This window comes from Pseudomonas sp. AIG, assembly GCF_977020205.1.
In genome coordinates, this window is the sequence record NZ_CDROCK010000044.1 from 1 (window position 1) to 21,066 (window position 21,066).

At 55.0% G+C, this 21,066-nt stretch carries 19 protein-coding genes; 10 read left to right on the plus strand and 9 right to left on the minus strand.

Going from position 1 to position 21,066, the window contains the following annotated elements; all coding sequences use genetic code 11:
- The first annotated feature begins 167 nt into the window (after positions 1-167).
- From tssI to ACWR1S_RS22485, 9 genes are all read left to right on the plus strand, one after another.
- Positions 168-2,210, plus strand: a complete 2,043-nt coding sequence (gene tssI, locus ACWR1S_RS22445; RefSeq protein WP_454565036.1) for a type VI secretion system tip protein TssI/VgrG — start codon at positions 168-170, stop codon at positions 2,208-2,210.
- Complete coding sequence (locus tag ACWR1S_RS22450; RefSeq protein ID WP_454565037.1) at positions 2,200-2,940, plus strand: DUF4123 domain-containing protein; 741 nt, start codon at positions 2,200-2,202, stop codon at positions 2,938-2,940. Before tssI ends, ACWR1S_RS22450 begins: the two co-directional genes overlap by 11 nt.
- Positions 2,937-7,793, plus strand: a complete 4,857-nt coding sequence (locus ACWR1S_RS22455; protein WP_454565038.1) for an RHS repeat-associated core domain-containing protein — start codon at positions 2,937-2,939, stop codon at positions 7,791-7,793. The genes ACWR1S_RS22450 and ACWR1S_RS22455 overlap by 4 nt, the downstream gene beginning before the upstream one ends.
- 12 nt (positions 7,794-7,805) lie before the next feature.
- Positions 7,806-8,129 carry a DUF7716 domain-containing protein gene (locus tag ACWR1S_RS22460; protein ID WP_238539547.1) on the plus strand — a complete coding sequence of 108 codons (324 nt, stop codon included), beginning with the start codon at positions 7,806-7,808 and terminating at the stop codon, positions 8,127-8,129.
- Positions 8,130-8,444: 315 nt separating this feature from the next.
- A complete protein-coding gene (locus tag ACWR1S_RS22465) occupies positions 8,445-8,828 on the plus strand; it encodes an SMI1/KNR4 family protein (protein ID WP_454565039.1) in 384 nt (127 codons plus the stop codon).
- Between the two features lie 227 nt (positions 8,829-9,055).
- Positions 9,056-9,499, plus strand: coding sequence for an SMI1/KNR4 family protein (locus ACWR1S_RS22470; protein WP_454565040.1), 444 nt, complete (start codon positions 9,056-9,058; stop codon positions 9,497-9,499).
- A gap of 120 nt (positions 9,500-9,619) precedes the next feature.
- Complete coding sequence (locus ACWR1S_RS22475) at positions 9,620-9,931, plus strand: hypothetical protein (RefSeq protein ID WP_454565041.1); 312 nt, start codon at positions 9,620-9,622, stop codon at positions 9,929-9,931.
- Positions 9,932-10,182: 251 nt separating this feature from the next.
- Positions 10,183-10,446, plus strand: coding sequence for a hypothetical protein (locus ACWR1S_RS22480; protein WP_322846692.1), 264 nt, complete (start codon positions 10,183-10,185; stop codon positions 10,444-10,446).
- A 179-nt stretch (positions 10,447-10,625) separates the two neighbouring features.
- Positions 10,626-10,970: a hypothetical protein gene (locus ACWR1S_RS22485; protein WP_141234567.1), complete on the plus strand. Its 345-nt coding sequence runs from the start codon at positions 10,626-10,628 to the stop codon at positions 10,968-10,970.
- Positions 10,971-10,988: 18 nt separating this feature from the next.
- Here the strand turns inward: ACWR1S_RS22485 and ACWR1S_RS22490 are convergent, their stop codons facing one another.
- Together ACWR1S_RS22490 and ACWR1S_RS22495 are read right to left on the minus strand one after the other, a co-directional pair.
- The gene (locus tag ACWR1S_RS22490; RefSeq protein WP_454565042.1) at positions 10,989-11,351 is read right to left on the minus strand and encodes a hypothetical protein; all 363 of its coding nucleotides are present in this window, start codon (positions 11,349-11,351) and stop codon (positions 10,989-10,991) included.
- A 32-nt stretch (positions 11,352-11,383) separates the two neighbouring features.
- Positions 11,384-12,196 (minus strand): VanW family protein, encoded by an 813-nt coding sequence (locus ACWR1S_RS22495; RefSeq protein WP_454565043.1) that lies wholly within the window; start codon positions 12,194-12,196, stop codon positions 11,384-11,386.
- Between the two features lie 224 nt (positions 12,197-12,420).
- Between ACWR1S_RS22495 and ACWR1S_RS22500 the strand changes: the two genes are divergently transcribed.
- Positions 12,421-13,230, plus strand: a complete 810-nt coding sequence (locus ACWR1S_RS22500) for a glycosyltransferase (RefSeq protein ID WP_454565073.1) — start codon at positions 12,421-12,423, stop codon at positions 13,228-13,230.
- Positions 13,231-13,579: 349 nt separating this feature from the next.
- On the opposite strand, the gene ACWR1S_RS22505 is transcribed toward ACWR1S_RS22500, so the two are convergent.
- The 7 genes from ACWR1S_RS22505 to ACWR1S_RS22535 form a co-directional block, all read right to left on the minus strand.
- The gene (locus ACWR1S_RS22505; protein WP_454565074.1) at positions 13,580-14,164 is read right to left on the minus strand and encodes a hypothetical protein; all 585 of its coding nucleotides are present in this window, start codon (positions 14,162-14,164) and stop codon (positions 13,580-13,582) included.
- An 85-nt stretch (positions 14,165-14,249) separates the two neighbouring features.
- Positions 14,250-14,432 (minus strand): hypothetical protein, encoded by a 183-nt coding sequence (locus tag ACWR1S_RS22510; RefSeq protein WP_454565044.1) that lies wholly within the window; start codon positions 14,430-14,432, stop codon positions 14,250-14,252.
- A gap of 10 nt (positions 14,433-14,442) precedes the next feature.
- Positions 14,443-14,685: a hypothetical protein gene (locus ACWR1S_RS22515; protein ID WP_454565045.1), complete on the minus strand. Its 243-nt coding sequence runs from the start codon at positions 14,683-14,685 to the stop codon at positions 14,443-14,445.
- 166 nt (positions 14,686-14,851) lie between these two features.
- Positions 14,852-15,919 (minus strand): lipocalin-like domain-containing protein, encoded by a 1,068-nt coding sequence (locus ACWR1S_RS22520; RefSeq protein ID WP_454565046.1) that lies wholly within the window; start codon positions 15,917-15,919, stop codon positions 14,852-14,854.
- Entirely contained in the window at positions 15,909-18,380 is a 2,472-nt protein-coding gene (locus tag ACWR1S_RS22525) for an FtsX-like permease family protein (protein ID WP_454565047.1), read from the minus strand. Before ACWR1S_RS22525 ends, ACWR1S_RS22520 begins: the two co-directional genes overlap by 11 nt.
- A complete protein-coding gene (locus tag ACWR1S_RS22530; RefSeq protein ID WP_454565048.1) occupies positions 18,377-19,030 on the minus strand; it encodes an ABC transporter ATP-binding protein in 654 nt (217 codons plus the stop codon). The genes ACWR1S_RS22525 and ACWR1S_RS22530 overlap by 4 nt, the downstream gene beginning before the upstream one ends.
- Positions 19,031-19,204: 174 nt before the next feature.
- Positions 19,205-20,902: a sulfatase-like hydrolase/transferase gene (locus ACWR1S_RS22535; protein WP_454565049.1), complete on the minus strand. Its 1,698-nt coding sequence runs from the start codon at positions 20,900-20,902 to the stop codon at positions 19,205-19,207.
- Positions 20,903-21,066: the final 164 nt, after the last annotated feature.

Below are 21,066 nucleotides of genomic sequence, written 5' to 3' on the forward strand. Positions count from 1 at the left end.
TTCGGGTTCCGATGACTGGCGTGCTCCAGTCGTTTAATTACGGCTGATCGTTACAAGCATCGGCCAGCTCTGCTGGTCGATGTTGTTTTCGCCCTCCAGAATTTCGCGTAAGTTGAGCCGCTTTGCGGTCGTCGACTCACGCCGCTGTACAGCACGAGGAACAAGGGATGTTCGCGCCGGCCAATGAAACCCATTTTGCCCTGACCATCGAAGGCCTTTCCGCCGATTTTCAGGTGTTTACCCTCACCGGTCGGGAAGCCATCAGCCAGCCTTTTGTCTTCGAGGTGGAGCTGGTCAGTGAGCAGCCGTCGCTGGACCTCGAAACCCTGCTGCACAAACCGGCCTTCCTGCAACTGTCGCCTGACGGCAGCGGCATCCACGGCCAGATCTACCGCGCTGCGCAAGGTGATTCCGGCAAACGCCTGACCCGTTATTCAGTGACCCTGCGTCCGCAATTGTCTTACCTCGCGCATCGCGTCAATCAGCGCATCTTCCAGAACCTCAGCGTGCCGAAAATCATCGGCAAGGTCCTCGAAGAGCACGGCATCCAAAGCAACGCCTACGAATTCAAGACCGGTTCGATTTATCCCGAGCGCATCTACTGCGTGCAATACGATGAATCGGACCTGCATTTCATCCAGCGTCTGTGCGAGGAAGAAGGTATTCATTACCACTTCGAGCACACGGCGACGGCGCACAAACTGGTATTCGGCGATGACCAGACGGTGTTCCCGAAACTCAAGCCTGTGGCCTATCAGCAAGACTCCGGCATGGTCGCCAGCGACCCGGTGATCAAGCGCTTCGACCTGCGTCTGGAAACCCGCACCAGCCGCACCACCCGCCGCGATTACGACTTCGAAAAACCGCGCCTCACCCTCGAAAGCGAAAACCGTGGCGACGCCCTGCCCGACCTCGAAGACTACGATTACCCAGGTCGTTTCATCGACCGCGAGCGCGGCAAACACCTGGCCAAACGCGCCCTCGAACGCCATCGCAGCGACTTCCAGTTGGCCGAAGGCAAGAGCGATCAGCCATTACTGGTCAGCGGCCACTTCCTTGCGCTCACCGCGCACCCGAAAGCCAAGTGGAACGACCTCTGGTTACTGACCGAAGTCCTCCACGAAGGCAAACAGCCGCAAGTCCTCGAAGAGTCGGTAACCAGCGACACCACCGCACTCAAAGACGATTTCCACCAGGGCTACCGCAACCGCTTTCAGGCCACCCCGTGGGACGTGCCCAACCGCCCGCCCCTGCGGCACCCGAAACCACGCATCCTCGGCAGCCAGAGCGCCGTGGTCACCGGCCCGAAAGGCGAAGAGATCCACTGCGACGAATACGGCCGCGTCAAAGTGCAATTCCATTGGGACCGCGAAGGCCAGGCCGACGACAAGACCAGCTGCTGGCTGCGCGTCTCCAGCGCCTGGGCCGGCGCCCAGTATGGCGGCATCGCCATCCCACGCATCGGCATGGAAGTGCTGGTCACCTTCCTTGAAGGCGATCCCGATCAACCGTTGATCAGCGGCTGCCTGTACCACAAGGAAAACACCGTCCCCTATCCACTGCCGGCGAACAAGACCCGCAGCACCTTCAAGACCCTCAGTTCCATGGGCGGTGGCGGCTACAACGAACTGCGCATCGAAGACAAAAAAGGTCAGGAACAGATCTACCTGCACGCCCAGCGTGATTGGGACGAAAACGTCGAGCACGACCAGAAAATCCGCGTCGGCAACGAACGCCACGACACCGTAGAGAAGAACAGCTACAGCGAATTCAAAGCCGAAGAACACCACACCGTCTACGCCGACCGCAAAGTCGAAGCCCGCGCCAACGACCACCTGACTGTCGGCGTCAATCAGCACATCAAGATCGGCACCGGCCAGTTCATCGACGCCGGCCAGGAAATCCACCTCAGCAGCGGCATGAAAGTGGTGATGGAAGCCGGCGCCGAACTGACCCTGATCGGCGGCGGCAGCTTCATCAAGATCGACGCCGGCGGCGTGACCCTGAGCGGCCCGGTGATCAACATGAACTCCGGCGGCAGCCCCGGCAGCGGCACCGGCGCCGCCCCGCTGATGCCCGGAATCCTGAAACAGGCCGACGCCGACAAGGCCGGCCAGGTCCTCACCCCGGCCCAGATCAACACCCTCAAACGTAACGCGCCGTTCTGCGAAGAATGCGAAAAATGCAAGGCAGGTGCCTGTGCCATCTGATCGAATTACGCCCAAGGATTGGCTGGCGCAACAGCCGTTGCAGACTGGCGAGCGTTTGTATCTGGTGATCAGTGCGGCGAGTGATTCCGAGCCGCTCAAGCCTTTCTATCAGCAAGATACCGCACCACAACTTCACCCAATTTGGGGTGGAACGCCTTACGCCGATTGGCTTCCTGTCATGCCGTATCTCGCCGAGATCAGCCCCAATGCCAGTTTTCTGCAATGGATTACTGAAACCGATGCATTGGATTGGGGTTGGCTAGCGGTATCCACCAGCGCGCCGGGAACGGTGCTTGAGCATTTGCGCAGCCTGACTCAGGTAAAGATGCCGGACGCCACTGAGGTGTTTTTCAGGTTCTGGGATGGTCGACATTTTCATCCCATCATCGAAGGGTTAGGTGCTACAGCAGGTGAATTGCTGCCGGTGTTCCAACGCTACCTGATTAACGGGCAAACGCTCGAAGTCGGCAGAAGAGCGGTACCTCCCGCAAAAGAGTGGCCCTGGTGGGAGATCCCCCAAACGCTTTTGGATGCTCTCGCGAAAAAGGACCACACCACCGTCGTTGAAAACCTGATGCAGTGGCTATCAGAAGATTGCTCAGAGCTGTACTTCGAATTCCCCGAAGCCAACTTGCGCAGAAAGGTTGAGCGCTTCGTGCGCCAGAACCCAAACACAGAAGAGATGGCAGAGCGTCTCGCCGCACAGCTGACAAAGGAAGTCACGTCATGAATACCCCGATTGGTACCCTGGTCCTGCGTGTGCTGGACGCCAAAGCACCTGACGTGAACCTAATTCTCAAAGACTTTAAAAACTGCCTGAGTGACTACAAGGAATGGGCAGACGGTTTCTGGACAGGTTGGGCGCTGGACGTCGACCAGACCTTCAAGGTCGGCAACGAAGTCAGCATCACCGAGCGGAAAACCGAAACAGGTGCGGTGAAGACCTATGCCACTTGCCCGTTGATAGGTGACTTCACGCTGATTCACATGTTCGAGTCGGCGCGCTTTGTGCCGATTGGCAACACGCCAGTCAAACTGGAACCGGTCACCAAAGGCACCTTTTACGACGACGTTACCGGTCCGGTCATCGAAACCATGATCGGCCCCAGCGGCATCAAAGTGATCGAGGGGGCCAAAAGAGGTCAAACCTATCGCATCACCTTCTTCCCCAACGTATCCCAGAGCGACGTCAAGGCGCTCTATGACTCCTATCAAGGCGTTATCGGCAAGCTTGATGGCTGGTTGCAGAGCGAATGGTCGAGCAAGTTCAAGCCGCAATGGGCCAGTTACTCTGCAGCGGATCGTGCCGGGCGTTCGGTGATTTTGCTCAAACGAGCCTTCGAGGGGTTTGAAAAGGCTCTTTTGCAGCTGTGGGATGACATCAAAAGCCTGTTCGAGCTACTCGCCAATCCGAGGAAAAATTACGAAAAGCTGAAAAAGTACTTGTCGGACGTCGAGATCGACAAACTCTATGCAGCCTCCAAGGAATCGATCGCTTCAGGATTGCTGATACTCAGCGATGAACCCCTGATGTTCATCTATATCTCAGCCATTGTGGCCTGGGTGGGCATGCTGCCTCCCCAAGTCGTAGTTGACGTAGTAACTGCGATTGCCTCGGAATTCCTGATCAACGTCCTAGTGGGTATCTGCCTGACAGGTGGCGCTGGACTAGCTATAAGAGGCGGTACAAAAGTCCTTTCCACTGTCAAATCGGGAGAAGCGGTCAAGTACCTCGAAGACCTTGCCTCTACCTTGATGACACTCAGCAACAAACACGCCCTGCCCGCTCATGCGGAAGTGTCGAAACCAATCATCGCCAGCGCCAAGAATGTGCCGATGAAGCCTGCCAAAACAGCCGCATTGAAGATCGATGAGGCCGTCGCCGAAGCGCCTAAACCGCAGTCAGCGAAGGAAGCTCCGCATAGTCAGGTGGCGCAAAAGCCTGCTCAGAGTCCGCTGCCCAAAACGGCGGACACTCCGAAGCAAGAGGTTAAGGACGCCTCCTCATTTCCACGCGACAAGAAACAAAACAAACATACGCTCCAGCCGGAGGAAAAACTCGACGACGTATCTACGCAGTCGAAAACCCCGGACGATAAAAGTGCAACCAGTGCGAAAAAAACCTGTACTAACAATTGCCCCGTATCGATGGTTACTGGCGAGGAATTGTTGACGATTACCGATGGTGAACTGGGTGGCTTGCTGCCGTTCATCTGGACTCGTCTCTACCGAACCAGCGCGGCTGAAATCGACTGCGGTCTAGGTTATGGATGGAGTCACGCCCTCGCTCAGCGAGTGGACGTCAGTGATGACGAGGTCGTGTGGACCGATCATGAAAACCGGGTCACCACTTTTCCGCTGCCCAGCGTACAGCGCCCGGCAATCACCAATAGCCTTTCGGAAGCCGCCATATTCATTGGCGAAGATCCGTCCGAGCTCGTACTGACTCAAGCCGGCGAAAAGCCGCAGTTCTATCACTTCCGCTTCAACAGCAAAGGCGCGACGTTGATCGCCATCAGCGACAACTACGACAATCGGCTGCACATCACCCGTGACATCCATGGTCGAATCAAGCGCGTGGATAACGGGGCTGGTCGTGCATTGCTTGTGCGGTACGACCGCAAGCATATTGTCGCCATCGACTATCAGCAGTTTATTCCAGCGGACAATCTCGAAGACGCCTGGAACACCGTTCAGACGCTGACCACCTATGAGTACGATGCTCAACATCGGTTGATCAAAGCCACAAACGCTCTGGGAGAGTCCGAGCGTTATGCCTACAACGAACAGAACGTCATTCTTGAGCGGCAGCTCGCCGGAGGCGCAAGCTTCTACTGGGAGTGGGAAAAGGAAGGCAAGTCCGCACGTTGCATCCATCACTGGGCCAGTTTCTCTCAGATGGATGCGCACTATGCGTGGGATGACAAAGGCAGCGTCACCGTTACCAACGCCGATGGCAGCGAAGAGATTTATACCCACGACGACAAGGCGCGACTCGTCGCCAAAGTTGATCCGGACGGTGCCGAGCACTTAAAAGCCTATGACGACAAAGGCCGACTGATCGCCGAAAAAGACCCGATGGGGGCGGTCACTGAATATCAGTACAACGAGGCCGGCCGTTTGATCGCGGTGATCCCGCCAGAAGACGCGGCGACCACCTACGAGTACTACAAGGGCTTTGTCCGTGTGGTGAATCGCGGTACCGCCAAATGGATCTACTGGCGTAACGACCAGGGTGACATCACTGAGCAAGTCGACCCGGATGGCAACTCTACGCATTACACCTATGATCGCCAAGGACGCCTGCTGGAGGTCCGCCATCCCGACGGCAGCCGCCACCAACTGGGGTGGAACAACCTCGGCCAATTGCTGGAGGAGCGCCTGCCCGACGGCGGCCAGCGCAAGTACCGCTACGATGCGCTCGGCAGACAAATCACCCGCCAGGCTGAAACCGGTGCAATCACCCACTACCAGTGGGATGCTGCAAATCGACTGGCACAGATCACTCTGCCCGGTGGCGCTACCCGTGCGTTCACTTACAACCCATACGGCCGCGTCACTGCAGAACGCGACGAACTGGGGCGTATCACCCGCTATGAGTACGCCGACAATCTTCATCTGGTCAGCCGTCGTATCAATCCGGACGGCAGCCAGCTGCGCTATCGCTACGACAACGCACGCCTGCTGCTCACCGATATCGAAAACGAACGCGGCGAACACTATCAACTCGATTACTACTCAAATGGGCTGATCCAGCAGGAAACCGGTTTTGACGGGCGTCGTACCGCCTACGAGTACGACCTCAACGGCAAACTGCTGAAGAAAACCGAATACGGTGACGACGGCAGTGAGCTGGTGACCGAGTACCAGCGCGACGCCTCTGGTCGCCTGCTGGTCAAAACCCTCGCTGATGGCGAAGAAATCCATTACAGCTACGATGCCCTGGGTCGCCTGGTAAACGTCGACGACGGCCACTGGCCCCTCGCCTATGAGTACGACGTACAAGATCGTCTGATCACTGAGCACCAAGGTTGGGGCACCACGCGGTACGAGTACGACAGCGTCGGCCAACTCAATCACTGCCGCCTGCCGGATGGCAGCACACTCGATTACCGCCACTTGTCCGGCGGTCGGCTGAGCAGCATTGACCTCAACGGGTCGCGCCTGACTACGCATCAGTTCGACGCTGGCCGTGAACAACAGCGTCAACAAGGCGTGCTGCTAAGCCAATATCAGTACGACGAACAGGGAAGGCTTCAGGCGCACACCGTAGGTCAGCAGGATCGCAATCTGTTCCAGCGCCGCTACGCCTACGATGCAAATGGCAACCTGGCCGGCATCGATGACAGCCGCAAAGGAAACCGCAGCTACCACTACGACCCACTGGATCGTCTGGTCAGCGTTCGCGGCGCCACACCCGAAAGTTTCGCTCATGATCCGGCCGGCAACTTGCTCGGCCAAAGCGATCTGCCCGCCGCGAACCTCGCCAACGTCAAAGGTAATCGCCTGCTTATGCAAGGCGACCGACATTACGACTACGACGCCTACGGCAATCTGGCCCGGGAACGCCGTGGTACCGGACAGCAACTGGTCACCGAATACCGATACGACTGCCAGCATCGCTTGATTGGAGTCACGCTGCCCGGTGGCAGCACCGCAAGCTACAAGTACGACGCCTTTGGTCGTCGCATTGAGAAGACCGTCGATGGTCAGACCACAGAGTTTCTCTGGCAAGGTGAACGCCTGATCGCCGAAAGTGCCGAGAATCGCTATCGCACCTATATCTACGAGCCTGGCAGCTTCCGCCCATTGGCAATGCTCGACGGCGAAGGCCCCCTGAAGGCAACGCCGTTCTATTACCAACTCGACCACCTCGGTACACCTCAAGAGCTCACCGACTACAGCGGCGAAATCATGTGGTCGGCGAAATACCGTGCCTATGGCAATCTGGCCACCTTGGATGTCGCCGAAATTGATAACCCTCTGCGCTTCCAGGGTCAGTATTTCGATGCGGAGACGGGGTTACATTACAACCGGCACCGCTACTACAATCCCAGCATCGGGCGGTTTCTGACACCGGATCCGATCAAGCTTGCAGGTGGTTTGAACAACTATCAGTATGTGCCTAACCCTACGGGATGGGTGGATCCGTTGGGATTAACGGCTATCGAGTGTGAACCTCCTGTTGTGGATGCGAGTGGCCGCCCTAAATCCAGCCCTCACTATAGCGTCGCTTATGAGGCCACATTGGAAAAAGACGTTCACTATCCTGGAAGAAGCGATCTTTCACACTTCCAGGAAGGCAATAAACAGCTCTACAACACTATGAATAATGATCCTGTTTACAAAGATCATATGGAAACCTTGTATCCTGGCATTTTTGAAAAAGTCAGCCCTGGCCCGAAGGGCGCTCACGCAAGGTCAAAGCCACATCCTCTACTAACCTGGCATCATGACGCCTATCGTGAAGGGATTTTGCAGCTCATCCCTACGGCGCAACACAGATCCGGAGGGGTAGTTGCTGATGTTCTACATCCAGGCCAGAAAGGTGGGATGGAGCTCTGGGGAGGCGGCCGAAAATAAATGGTGGATCAAATGAAAAAAACAAAATTTATTAATGTTCTCTCTGATGCAGAAAACCTAAATTGGGAAGACGCATTGTATTTACCAAAAAACAAAGAAGAGTGGGGTTTGAATTGCGAAGCAATAATCGAAAACCCAGACACCTTTGAAGACTACGACGCTGATGATAATCCGACAGAGCTATCAAAAATAGGCTATCGTTATGTTTTACTCTGCGACGACCTATCGTCCATAATAAAAAACCTAAAAGAACAGACCGCCTCATATGATATGGATACTGCCTACAAAGCGTTCATATTTTATTTTAATAACGATAGCTTCATTAAAATAGCCTAAATAATAGGCCCAGCACAAATATCGATAAGAGCGGACAGATGAAAAGATAGATTTATTTTTAAATGTATCAACCAAAGCCATTAAAAATAAATCTACCCCCTTTTTACCGGCATGTTCCAGAGGAATTTTGACATGCCTAAGATAAGTATTTCGTGCAGCAGTCTTGTAAAGAATATGAGACAAAAAGGACAAAAAGGCGACAAAAAGGGGACAGATTTATTTTCTACACGCTAAGAATAAATCTATCCCCTTTCGCTGTGGAATCCTGATATAAAATTTGACTGGAGTTCTTTTGGAATTGAACAGGGATCCTCAGTGGATACCAACACGATCTCTCAAGTCGAAAAACTACTTAGCGTAAGTTTTCCAAAGTCATATCTGGACTTGGTCACATATTCCGATGAAGCCTCTCCAGAGATACTTTCATTTCCATATGGAAACGAAGTGACATGCATAAGCGAATTCTTTTCTTTCTCGCCGGATGTGGCGCCGTATACCATCTCATGGTACTCAGGCGCGGGAAAACCTCCAGGGCTTCTCAAAAAAATTATCCCAATAGCAAGAGATGCGGGTGGTTATCTGATCTGCCTAAATTTCAACATACCCTCGATTTCTGTTGAAATATTTAATCAAATCTCAAGTAAAACCTACTTCATTGCTAACAATTTTGATGATTTTGTTAATTTGTGGACTGAGTAAAACAACGCGCAAAAATAGTCAACCTAGGATCGTGTCACCTCTCGGAGGTAGTTGATCCTCAATGGAGGATTTCATCAGCCCTCTACTGATCATGATTACAAATCGTGATGGTTAGACAAAAGGGGACAGATTTATTTTCTACAAACTAAAAATGAATCCTCCCCCTTTTCTCAAACTAGGAAAACATATTGAAAAGAACGAGCCAAAGACTTTGAGCGAGCAGAACCATGCATAAATATCAAGACTTGACAATGAAACTCGACAACCCCGACGAAGAAACATTTTGGCTCGGTCCCGCCACTGCCGAGCAAATTAAAAAACTCGAGAATATTCTAGGCATAAAGCTGCCTGAAGATTTCGTTGACTTCTTGAGTGTATGCGGTGGTGGTGCAGCAGACTCAGAAATATCCGGAATTGAGAATAATGATGCAACTCTAGATAACGGCGGAACTGTAAATTACAGCACCATGCACTGCCGTGTAGAGTTTGAATTACCTAGTCATTTTGCCGTCATTTATTTAAAAGACGACGAAGTTTGCTGGGCAATTGATTGCGGTCCCACGGGAAATGGACAAGTCATTAGCTACGATCTGTTTAAGCGCAAACCGTCCAAGAAAATAGCGGAAAACTTCTATTCATTCTTTGAGGAATACATCAAACTTAGAATCTAACTTTCAACCGTGAGTTATCTGGTAAGCAGTCGGACAAAAGGGGACAAATTTATTTTCGACACGCTGAAAATAAATCTGTCCCCTTTTCTTCCCAAAAACTCGACGTACTACCGAAAAAAAATGAGAACTTTTTATGTGATTGCTAGTAAGGACATGGAGCCAAACCTCCCGCATAGCTCAAACTGGCCAAAGCTTATAGGCTACTCCTTCGCAGATAACTATTTTTACTTATCCGAAGGCAAAGGCCACGGCTTTGCCGCGAACGACATGCCTGAATCGAAAGCTAAAAGACCAGAATGGCTTGAAATATTTACAGCTTTAGACGCGACTTGGTTCCTCAACATGATTGACAACACCAACTTCACCAGCGAAACGGATTTCCGTAAAAAATTAACAGCACACATTGGCAACGTAGATACAATAATATTTTGACTATCTCGAGTTCGGTATTACACCAGCAGGCAGGGCTCAACTGGCATCGAAAGTGATAGTGTAATCCAAGCACAGGAAAACAATCGTGTCTACGTGAAATCTGCCAACGCCTACCAATGTGTAAACGGCGGACAGACCAGGTTTTCTTTTTCAACATCAGAAAAGGGACAGATTTATTTTCTACAAACTGAAAATAAATCTGCCCCCTCTTAAGCTTTAAATATCACCATTGGACCCCATGAGGTAGAACTATGAATTTCAATGACACCCTAGTAAATACGGACGAGCGATTCGCTATAGGAATTGAAGAAACAACAGGAAAATACTACATCTCGATTTCAGTCAACAATCGCATGGTTGACTACGAAGAATATTATGAATTAAGCAAAGGGTCTTACTTGCTGTTTCTTAAAGACTCCTCTGCAGCATTACTGTTTGTGGAGCGCTGTAGAGCTAGGTTGGAGGATGAGCTTCTCTTTTTCAAGCCGGGAGCAGACCGCGGGATCGCGACGTAAAAAACGATAAAATTCGGTCATTAGTGGAACACAGGCAGATCCCCATCAGGGCCGTACTGGAGGAGATCAGGAAACAAAACAACACTCATTTCACTCGGGCGGAATTGTATCTGATTGATGAGCTTCTATATTGCTATGGATAAGACAACGTTGATAAATCAATGAAGAAATCACACACCATGACTGCCCCATTAAAATACAATCTCCAGCCGATCAGAGTACCCAGCGGATGGACAATAACCATCAACAACATGTTTGAAGTTGAACTGACAGCCGAAACAACTGAGTGGTTCTCCAGCTCGGTTCTGTTGGGTGGCGTTCGGCGCAGTACAGGTCATTGCTTCGACTCGAGGGTCGAACCGGAAGGCGATCCTGAGGGAGAATTCGTGGTGGATTTTTTGACGATAGAACATGACAAACATGGCAAACCGGTCAAAAACTCTGAGGTATTCCTGGGTGAATTCAGAACCCGACACAAAGCCAGGTTTATTGAGAAAATCGAGTCATTCATGCTGGAGACCTGACAACCTCCGGGACAGAATCTAAAAACTCATGTCGGCTTCGATATTTTCCTCATACCCGGAAAGTGCTTTAAGAATGGCAGCGTTCTCCGCATATTTTTCTTTCAGTTGCCTCAGCTGTCGATCCGTTCCTTTGCAATAGCGGTTGATCTCACCGACCATCCGGCTGATGTCTTCTGGTTCCACCAGATCAGGCTCGGAAACCTCTCCCCGCAAGGAATCGCAGTTATCCCTTGCCATGACGTAGTCCGCAACATCGGAGGGCACGGCATTTTCGTTTTTGGCTGGGCCCGCTAAAACCGCAAGTGCCAGCAGCGCCATGAAACGACAGGCCGTGTACCTTTTGGTCGGACTGTTCGTTATTGCACCGGCCAGGGAAGTCATGTCGATTTCAACCTCTCGAAAAGTCACGCGTGTCACTCGATCAACGCTTGCGCGACCTCATATTTGACCACCACGCGATTGCGATAAAGTCTCTCACGCTTCACCAATTCCCCAACCTGCCCCTTCTCCCTCACCTCCCGCCAAATCTCATTCTCCCGATACACCCGCGCGCCCTCCCGCACAAACCGATGCGCCTCTTGAAACACGTGATAGCGATATTCCCTCACCCGATCACACAGCAACTCCCCTTCGAGTTGTGTCTCGCCGACGTTCAACTTCAACTGAAAGTGACGATCCGTCGGGTTGTGCAGAACCAGATCAACGTAGTTATAGAAAATTGCCGCCCCGGATCCAAACGGCAGCACCCGCCCTTCATCCGGAAACGGGTCGAAGCTGTGGTTGGAGCGTTCGACCACTACCAGCGGTGAATGAATCGCCATCCAGTGGATCAGGTTGCTCAGTTGGCAAATGCCACCGCCTACCCCGCGTCGTGCCTCGCCGAAAGACAGTTCCATGCCTTCAACGTAGCCACGCTTCAAGGTCGGGCGGCCGACGAGGCGGCAGAAGGAGAAGTGTTCGCCGGGGGCGATGATGACGCCGTCGATGGCGGCGACGGCGAGTTTGAGGTTGATGACTTTGTTGTGTTGCAGGGCGAGGTCGGAGTCGCCGAGTTTGCGGATGAGTTTCGAGGTGTGTTTGAGGTAGCGAAATGGCAGTCGCTCGGCAATGGCGACGGGGCGTGCGTAGCGTTTGCTGGAGCAGTGCCAGGCAATTTGGCGGAACAGTCTTTTTTGCCACACGCGCAGCCAGTAGAGGGCTGGGTGGTAGAGGGAGAGTGGTTTCATCCGTGACACAACGGCGTGCGCCGTTTCTTCCTTGAACCGTGAGAGGGGCGCGCATTTTATCCGGTAATGACCGGCAGCACCCCATGCATTTCATAAGATCAGCCGCGTCTCCTCGGCATACATCTACCGTCACATGCGCAAATTAAGGTTCGCCTAAGGTTGCCTCGCTACGATCGCGGCCACGAAACCCTGTTGCCCTTGAATCGCAGATGAGTCCTTCCGACATGAAAGCGTTTGATTTACCAACCCAGCCATCGTCGAACTTCAGCCTCGTCTTGGTAAATTACAAAACCCCGGACATCACCCGAATGTGCCTCGAGCTTTTGCGTGAGCACGTCCAGGAGCAACGCATTCCGGTGTGGGTGGTGGATAACGATTCGGCGGATGCCAGTCTCGATTACTTGCGTTCGCTGGACTGGATCAACTTGATCGAACGGCCTTCGCCGGGCAAAGAACCCGGCCATATTGCGCATGGCAAGGCACTGGATCTGGTACTGGAAAAAGTCGACACCGATTATTTGTTTCTGTTGCACACCGACACCTTTGTCTACGACAAGGAAGTGTTTGCGATGATGATGCGTGAATGCACGAAAAACCCGGATATGGCCGCAGTCGGTTGTGTAGAACAACTCAATCGAGGGATTGTGCGTGACACCTGGCGTTTAACTTCGCGCTTCTGCAAGCACTACGTTCGCAAAGCAAAAGTGCGTCTTGGCCTGCGCTCGAAAATGCCAAGACCGTACAAAGAAACTCATCTGAAAAGTTTCTGCACATTGTGGAATGCGCGGTTGATGAAGTCCCAAGGCCTGCACTTCTGCATGGATGAGCAGGTGCCCGGATATGCGCTGCAAGATCGAATGACTGGCCTGGGCTATGGCATCAAGTTCCTGTCGCCGCGCAAGATTTTCAGCTATCTGGATCACATCCAGTCAGGAACTGTCGCGGCTGCAGGCACCTACGGGAAAAATCACCGCAGGACAAAAATGTATCAGGCCACGCTCAAGCGCTTTCATGGGGCAGCTAGACAAAGCTGAAGGGCACACCTCGGTTTAATTAGCGGCAAACAAAAAGGGCGACTATAAAGTCGCCCTTTTTGTTTGCAGAAATTGTATACATCTACTCCGAAGAGGTGTTCGCCCAGTGTAATGGCCTGGCAATCCATGCACCGGTAAAGAGCCCTGACACTGGGCGAACGGGTAGGATTTTAATAGAAGTTGGCGCTTATGTCCTCATTCTTGAATGTAAAAATTATGTACGAAAACGTTAATAGATATTTATCGACGATTCCTTTCATGAAACTTTCAATGAGGTCAATCCAAACTAATAGTATGACTACTCTAATACAAAAACTGTACAAGAGCAGTCACCCTGTAGAGTTAAAGCTCAACTTTCGTGTTGACTGGTCACTTTCAAGATATCGGTGTAAGTGACAATAACGCTCTGCCCTTCTTTCAGATCTTTCAGCTTGGCTTGAATTTCAGGCTTTTTCACGTCGAGAACTTTCGATACGCCCGCCGGGTTTTGCAGGGTCACCTGATTTGTCTTCAAATCAATTTTGGTGATTTTCAGTTGCACCTGAACCTGACGGTACGCTTCGCCACCGGGGTTGTCGCTGCCCGGAGCCTTACGCAATTCACCTGTACGTTCGGTAGTGCCAGGCAGACCTTTATCCACATCGGTGTCGAGGTAAGCGGCGACAGAACGCTGTACCTGGATGGTGACCTGATCGCCGGCCTTGAGATTGTCGAGGTTTTTCGCCTTGTCGCTGAGCTGAACGTGGACCGGCTTACCTTCGGCACCTTCCAGCACAACTTGATGGTTGGCGGCATCGACGGAGATCACTTTGGTGGTGACCTTATCCGCCTCGATGGAAGCGGACAGCGGAATATCGGCAGCAAAGGCGCCGAAGCTGGTGGCGGACAGTACGGTTGCGAGGGTGATGGCCTTGGCCAGTGCGTCGAGCTTCATAATCAATACTTTCCCTGTGATGAATGGCAGCGCCCGGCGTTGAAGCGGCTTCGACGCCGGGCGTGCCACTGAGCATAGACGCTGTTCAGGGCTTGGCGGGTGTTTGTTGCTTTGCGGTGTCCTGCGCGGTGGATTCGCCGCTGGGCGTGCCTTTGCCGGCGTTTTCACGCTGTTTCGGATCGGTGGGCCGCAGGGCGTCGTTGTCGCGTTCGGTTTCGCCGGGTGGCCGGGGTTCGTCGGGGTGTTCGCCTTGGGTGATGGGTTTCATGGGGCTGTCCTCAGGCTTCGGGGTCGTCGAGTTCTCGGGCGACGTTGATGGCGGGTGAGTTCTTGTGCAGGTCGTCGGCTTTGGCGCGCAGGATCTGCCATTGCTCAAGGTCGATGGCGCCTTGGCCGAGCAGGTCGTCGGCGATGCGTTGCAGGTCTAAGTAGTGCGTGTCGGGGGATTGCTGCCAGTAGGTTTCGTCGTCGAACAGGCGTTGCCAGGAATTCAGGTCTGGGGGTTGCAGGTCGTCGCTCATGGCTAATCCTCGGCAGATTTTTCTGTAGAGGACAACACACCAAGCCAAGTTCAAACCGATCCATTGTAGGAACTGCCGAAGGCTGCGATCTTTTGATTTAGCTTTTAAAAACAAGATCAAAAGATCGCAGCCTTCGGCAGCTCCTACGGGGATTCGTGGGTACCTTTCAGTACCCGGTCATTTCCAGATAACCCTCGCCGGGATGGCTGCCGCTGATGCGTACCGGGCCTTCCCAGTACGGAATGCGCAGATTCATCCAGGCGTTGGGGTTGAGAGCGTCGAGGCTGATGTCGAGATGTTTGTCGGGGATGCTGATCGACCATTTTACGGGCAGCGACTTACCAGCAACCTTGGCAGTGGTTTGCGGGGTGAGCTGGATCTGCGAGCTACTCAGGGTTTGCGTCTGACCGTCAGCAGCGATCCACGTGCCAGTGAGATACGGCGCGCCGTCCTTCTGGCGCATGCGGTAGAGCATCACGTGTTCGCCGCTGTCGAGGTGCAGGGAAAACCAGTCCCAACCGGTTTGATTGGCGGTCAGCGGCTGGCTGCTCCATTCGCGATCGAGCCACGCGGGGCCACTGACGGTGTAGCTCTTGCCGTCAATCTGCAACGTGCCGCTGGCCTGAAAAAACGGCTGGCTGTAGTAATACGACGCCTGACCTTCTTCGGATTTCTGACTGAATCCCTTGTCGCCCTGCAACACCAACGGACGACTGGAAGTCAGGTGCAGTTGATAGGCGAAATCCTTGTCGCGAGCGCTGAGTTGCAGGTCGCTCAAGGGATCCTGCGCCTGACTGGCGAACCGCCAATCATCGATCCACGCCTCGAACGGCGCCAGTTGCACACCCGCCTGCCCCACACCGCCCCGCGCATAGCGTTCAGCCGCGTGATGCACCGTGCTCGAAGTTACCGCCGCATGTCCCAGCCAGATCGTCTGATCAGCCCAACCGGCCTGCTCCGCCAGCGGTTTCAGCGCACTGCGAAACAGCGTCCATTGCACGCCAAACTGATTGCCCTGCTGATCCTTGAGATTGGCGGTGACGTACCACCACTCAATGCGAAAGCCGTCATGCGCCCCGTGATCCGCCGGAAAACTGAACACCCGCCCCGGCACCACCGGCGTAAACGCCAACGCCTGATCGCCCATCCCGGCGAAGCCTTTCTGCTCCGGCGCCGATTGATCGCAACCCCCGAGCAGCAACAAAACCATGAGCACAACGAAGTTAATCCTCATGGGCAAACGTCCTCAGCAGATCCGCCGGTTGCGTACGGTACAGCGAATACAGCGGCCATGCCGAAGCCAGTAACGTCGCCAACAACGCCAACCCCATCAACTGCAGCAATTGCCACGGAAACACCCGCAACGGCAGCCGCCAGCCAAACGCCTGCACATTGATCACCGCGTCCAGACACCACGCCAGCGCGATCCCCAGCGGCAACGCCAACACCAGCGTCAGTACCGCCAGCAGCCAGGTCTGGCCGAGATTGAGCAGCATCAATTGCCGACGCGTCACGCCCAGCGCCCACAGCGGTGCGAGTTGACCGAGGCGGCTTTGACTCTGGGTCAGCAGACTGATGAACAGCGCCACGCCCGCCACCGCCAGAGTGAGACTGTTCAACGCCGCCGTCGCCGCAAAGGTTCGTTCGAAGACCTGCACCGACCAGCCCTTGAGCCGCGCCTGATCGACGATGCGACTGTCATCGAGTTGAAAACGCGCCTGCAGGCTATTCAACAACGGCGGAATGTTCTGCGGTTCGATGCGCAGATTGAAACGGTTCGCTGTCAGTTGTGGCCAGCCGCGCAACAAGTGGTTGATGTTGACCAGCAAGTGGCCTTTGGGATTGCCGTAGTCGGCGTAGATGCCAACGATACGCGGTGACCACGCACCATTCGGCGCAGGAATCGTCAGTCGATCGCCCGCCTGCACCTTCAGCCGACGCGCCAGTTGTTCGCTGAGCATCACGGCATCGTCGGTGGCCAGATGCGCCCACGGGTCACTGCCACTGACATCGAGCAACGGCCAATGCTGGCGATAATGCGCGTGATCGATGATGCCGAACACCTCTGCCGGCCAGCCCTGCAATGTGACCGCGACCTGCCAGTTGGGCAGAATCGCCGCGACGTTCGGCTGCTGCTTTAGCCAACTGTACATTTCCCGCGACTGCGCCGGATTGCTCGGGTTGATATACAACTCGGCACTCAGGCGTTGTTCGAGCCAGTCGCTGAAGGTCTGGCGAAAACCGGCGGTCATGCTCCCTGCGCCGATGTTGGCGGCGAGCGCCAGAAGTAACGCCATCAACGCCAGACTGAGTGCCGGCAGTTGCTGGCGGCAATCGGCGAGAAACCACTGGCCGAGTACCGAACGGCTGCGCCCGAGCAACTGATTCAACAGCGCGCTGAGCAACACCGGCAGCGCCAATGCGGCGCCGATCAGCAACCCGGCCATCAGGACAAAACCGCTGGCCAGACTGTCACCCCAGATCAACGCCACCAAGGCAAGCAAACCCAGCACTGCCGCCAGCCAGCCTTGTCGGCGCAGCCAACGCGCATATTGCTGATGCCAGGCTTGCGGATCCGCCACGGCCAACAACGGCAAACGGGCGGCGCGCAGCAGACTGTTGGCCCCGGCGAGCAAGGCGCCGAGCAGGCTCAAGCCGATACCGCTGAACCACCACCAGGGGCTGAGGCGCAACTGCCCCGCCACTTCTGCGCCGTATAAACCGCGCAGGCTGGCGGCGACGTCCGGCAGCAACACACTGGCGAGCCAATAGCCGCTGATCACGCCGAGCAGCCCGCCGATCAGCGCCAGCACACCCAGTTCGACGATCAAGCACACGATCAACATCCGCGCGCTGACCCCGCAGGCACGCAGCGTACGCAGCAAGCCGCGACGTTGCTCAAGAGCCAGCCCAATCGCAGCGTGGACGATGAACAAGCCGACCACGAACGAGAGAAATCCCAACGCATCGAGATTCAGATGAAAGCTCTCAGTCAGTCGCGCCAGATTGTTTTCCTCACCGCTGCTTTTTAGCTGCAACTGACCTTTGAACACGGCAGGCAACTCGGCGTGAAAATCCTTGGGCAGCAACAGCCGCGACAATTGCCCGGACTGTTCCAGCAGGGTTTGTGCGACGCCGATGTCCACCAGCAACACGCCCGGCGCCATGTCCTTCTGCGCGAGCAACGGTGGCAATTTCAAGCCATTGAGCGTTTGCGGCGTGTCGCCTTCACGCAGATCCAGCGCTTGTAGCGTTTCCGGTGAAATCCACGTACTGCCTGGCGGCGTGAAAAACTCGACAACCCGTTCGATCGGCAGCGCCTGCCCGGCCACCGCCGAATCGGCCGGCAGCGACACCGGTTCGATGCCCATCAATTGCAGCCGCTGATTGTCGAAGCCCTTGAGCAGCACCCGACCTTGCAACACTGGCGACACCGGCCAACCCTGTCGGCGCAGATCAACGAACCATTGCTGCGGGAATGTTGCCCCGTTCGGCGTACTGAGGCTGGCCTGCGGTTCGCCGCCGATCAATTGGCTGGCCCGCGCGTAGCTGTCGCGCGCCTGACTGTTCAGCGCTTCGACGCCGGTGAGCAGACTGGTCGCCAGCCACAACCCGGTCAGCACACTGAAAAACTGCACCGGATGACGCCGCCAATGGCTGAGCAGTGCGCGTAGTGTTTGCTGAAAGACGATCACGTCAGCCGTCCACTGGACAACACCACCCGCTGGGCCAATCGCGCCGCCACCCGGGGGCTGTGGGTGACCATCAATAAGGTGGTCGGCGTGTCATCGAGCAATTCCAGCAACAGCCGCAGCACTTCGTCACTGGTCGCTTCATCGAGGCTGCCGGTGGGTTCATCGGCCAGCAGCAATTTCGGCTGCGAGGCCAAGGCCCGGCCTAACGCGACCCGCTGCTGCTGACCACCGGAAAGTTGCTCGGGATAACGCTTGAGCAAATCGCCGAGGCCCAGACGCTGCACCAGATGCGCCTGCCAACGCGGCTCATGGCGCCCGGCCAGGCGCGCCTGAAAAGCCAGATTGTCCTCGACGCGCAGACTTCCGATCAGGTTGAACTGCTGGAACACCAGACCGATTTCCGTGCGCCGCCAGTTGGCCAGTTGCGCCTCGTTCATCGTCTCCAGTCGATGCTCGCCGCTGCGGATGCTGCCGCTGTCGACTTTGTCGAGACCGGCCACCAGGTGCAGCAAGGTGCTTTTGCCACTGCCGGACTCGCCCATCAGCGCCAGGCTGCTGCCCGCTTCGAGCGTCAGGTCAACGCCTTGCAGGACCGGCAATGGGCCTTGCGGGGTGAGATAGCTTTTGAAGACGTTTTCAACACGAAGCATGCCGCCACCTGATCGGTCAGTGTGGGGCAAGGATAGCGGATGCCGATGACAGACTTGAATCTCGCGTTAAAGCAAATGGCCCCTTCGCGAGCAAGCTCGCTCCCACAGGTTGATCGCGTTCCAAATGTGGGAGCGAGCTTGCTCGCGAAAGCGTCAGCCCGGACAAGCTGAAGCTCACTGTCCCGCCGCGACATTCGCCGGCGCCTGCGAAGGCGTGACAATACTGCCCAGATCAATGTGCTTCCACTCAGGCTTGGCCCCCAACCGCGCATTGAAGCGGTAGTTGAAGGTGAATTCATCCGCCGTGGCGACACTCAGTGGCTTGCCATAAACAGCCTCGATCCCCGCCAGGTCATAACCCATCAACTGCAACAGCGTCGGGAAGATGTTGTAGTGGCTGGAGCGATCCTTGTTCGCGGCCAATTGCGCTGACCAGTCCAGGGTTTTCAGATCGCTGCCCTGAATCACCACCAGCGGCACCAGGCCCTCCTCCTCCACCGGGTCGCCGCCGCAATGCGTGTTCAACCCCGGATTACCGCGTTCATGCAAATCCTGGCCATGATCAGACGTATAGATCAGCAGCGCATTGCTCAGATTGGCCTCGGCGAACACCCGCGCAAAGAACTCACCGACATTCCACAACACGGTGTTCTTGTAGGCGTTGCGGTACAGCACCCAGTCATCTGGTTGGCCATTGAAACCGGTGCGTTCGCCAGTATCGGCCACCTCGGTGAACTGCCCACGCGGCAGGGTCGGGCGGTAAGCCATGAACGCATCCGGGTATTTGTCGTGCACCGGAAAATGCGCGCCGACCTTGTTGATCACCACCAGCTCCGACTTGTCGTCGTTGAGCAATTCGATCAGCTTCGCCGCTGCCGCCATGTCGCGATCACGCACGCTGGTCTGGTCGAATTGCACAAACTGGTCGATGTCCTTCTTCTCGCTATCGGTCATCAGGTTTTGCAGATTGCCGCCGGTACGCTGGGCGTCGATGTACACGGTGCGCAGCCCGGCCTTTTTCGCGTACTGCCAAATCGACGGCAACGTGCTGTTGATGCGCATGTAGTCGGCGCGGGTACCGCCGTAACGCAGGGTCACGTTGGTGTCGGCGCTGCAATTGGCGATGGACGCGGCGTAGCCGTAATTGAAGATGTCGACGCCGGGATGCGTCTGCTTGAGATTGCTGTGCACACCGAACGGCGCGTTGATATCGAGGTAATTGCCAGAAATGCTTTCGTCGATGATCAGCACGATGTCATGGCCGACAGCTTGCGAGCTGCGTGCCAGTGTCACCGGTTCGCGCGGGCCGACGGTGTTGTGCAGGGCTTCGTAGCTAAACAGGTTCAGGTAGGCCAGCGGCGTGTACATGATCGGCAAACCGCGCGCGCCCTCACCCGCACGCAAGAACAGCACGGCGCTGAGCAGCAGCACGCCACACAACGGCGCGGCCACACGCAACGCGTTGGGAACCGCCAGCCCATGACGGGGTTTCAGGCCGATGCCGAACAGCAACAGCAAACCGCTGAGGGCGCCGTGCAGGATCGCGTCCCGATATTGGTACGCGGCTTCCTGAATGAAACCGCCGGAATACACCAGCGAAACGAAGCTGCTGTAGCTCAGGTAATCTGCGGTGACGCGGGTGTAGACGTCAAAAAACACCGCCGAGACAAACATCGCCAATGCGAATACATGCCGGATGAGAGTCTGCCGTATATAGGCCGTTAGATATAACGCTAAAGTAAGCGCCAAAAACATCGCGCCAAAAAGAAGTACAGCAAAACCGAAGCCGATAGCATTTAACCGATCAATGTAATATTCGGAATAAAGCAGCAAATAAATAACTAAAAGCAGTTCTTTCAGGTATCGAAACATGGCAATTCCGGTCGGGCGAAAACCGTAAAGGGTCAAGAGTTTGTCGGTCAAAATCTGACACTAGCACCCGGCCATCAAAGCGCAAGAAATGGCTGACTTTCTCGCAAAGCGTCAAAAAACCGTTGACTCAAATCTGACACACTCAAGTTGCTGAAAGCCTTTAA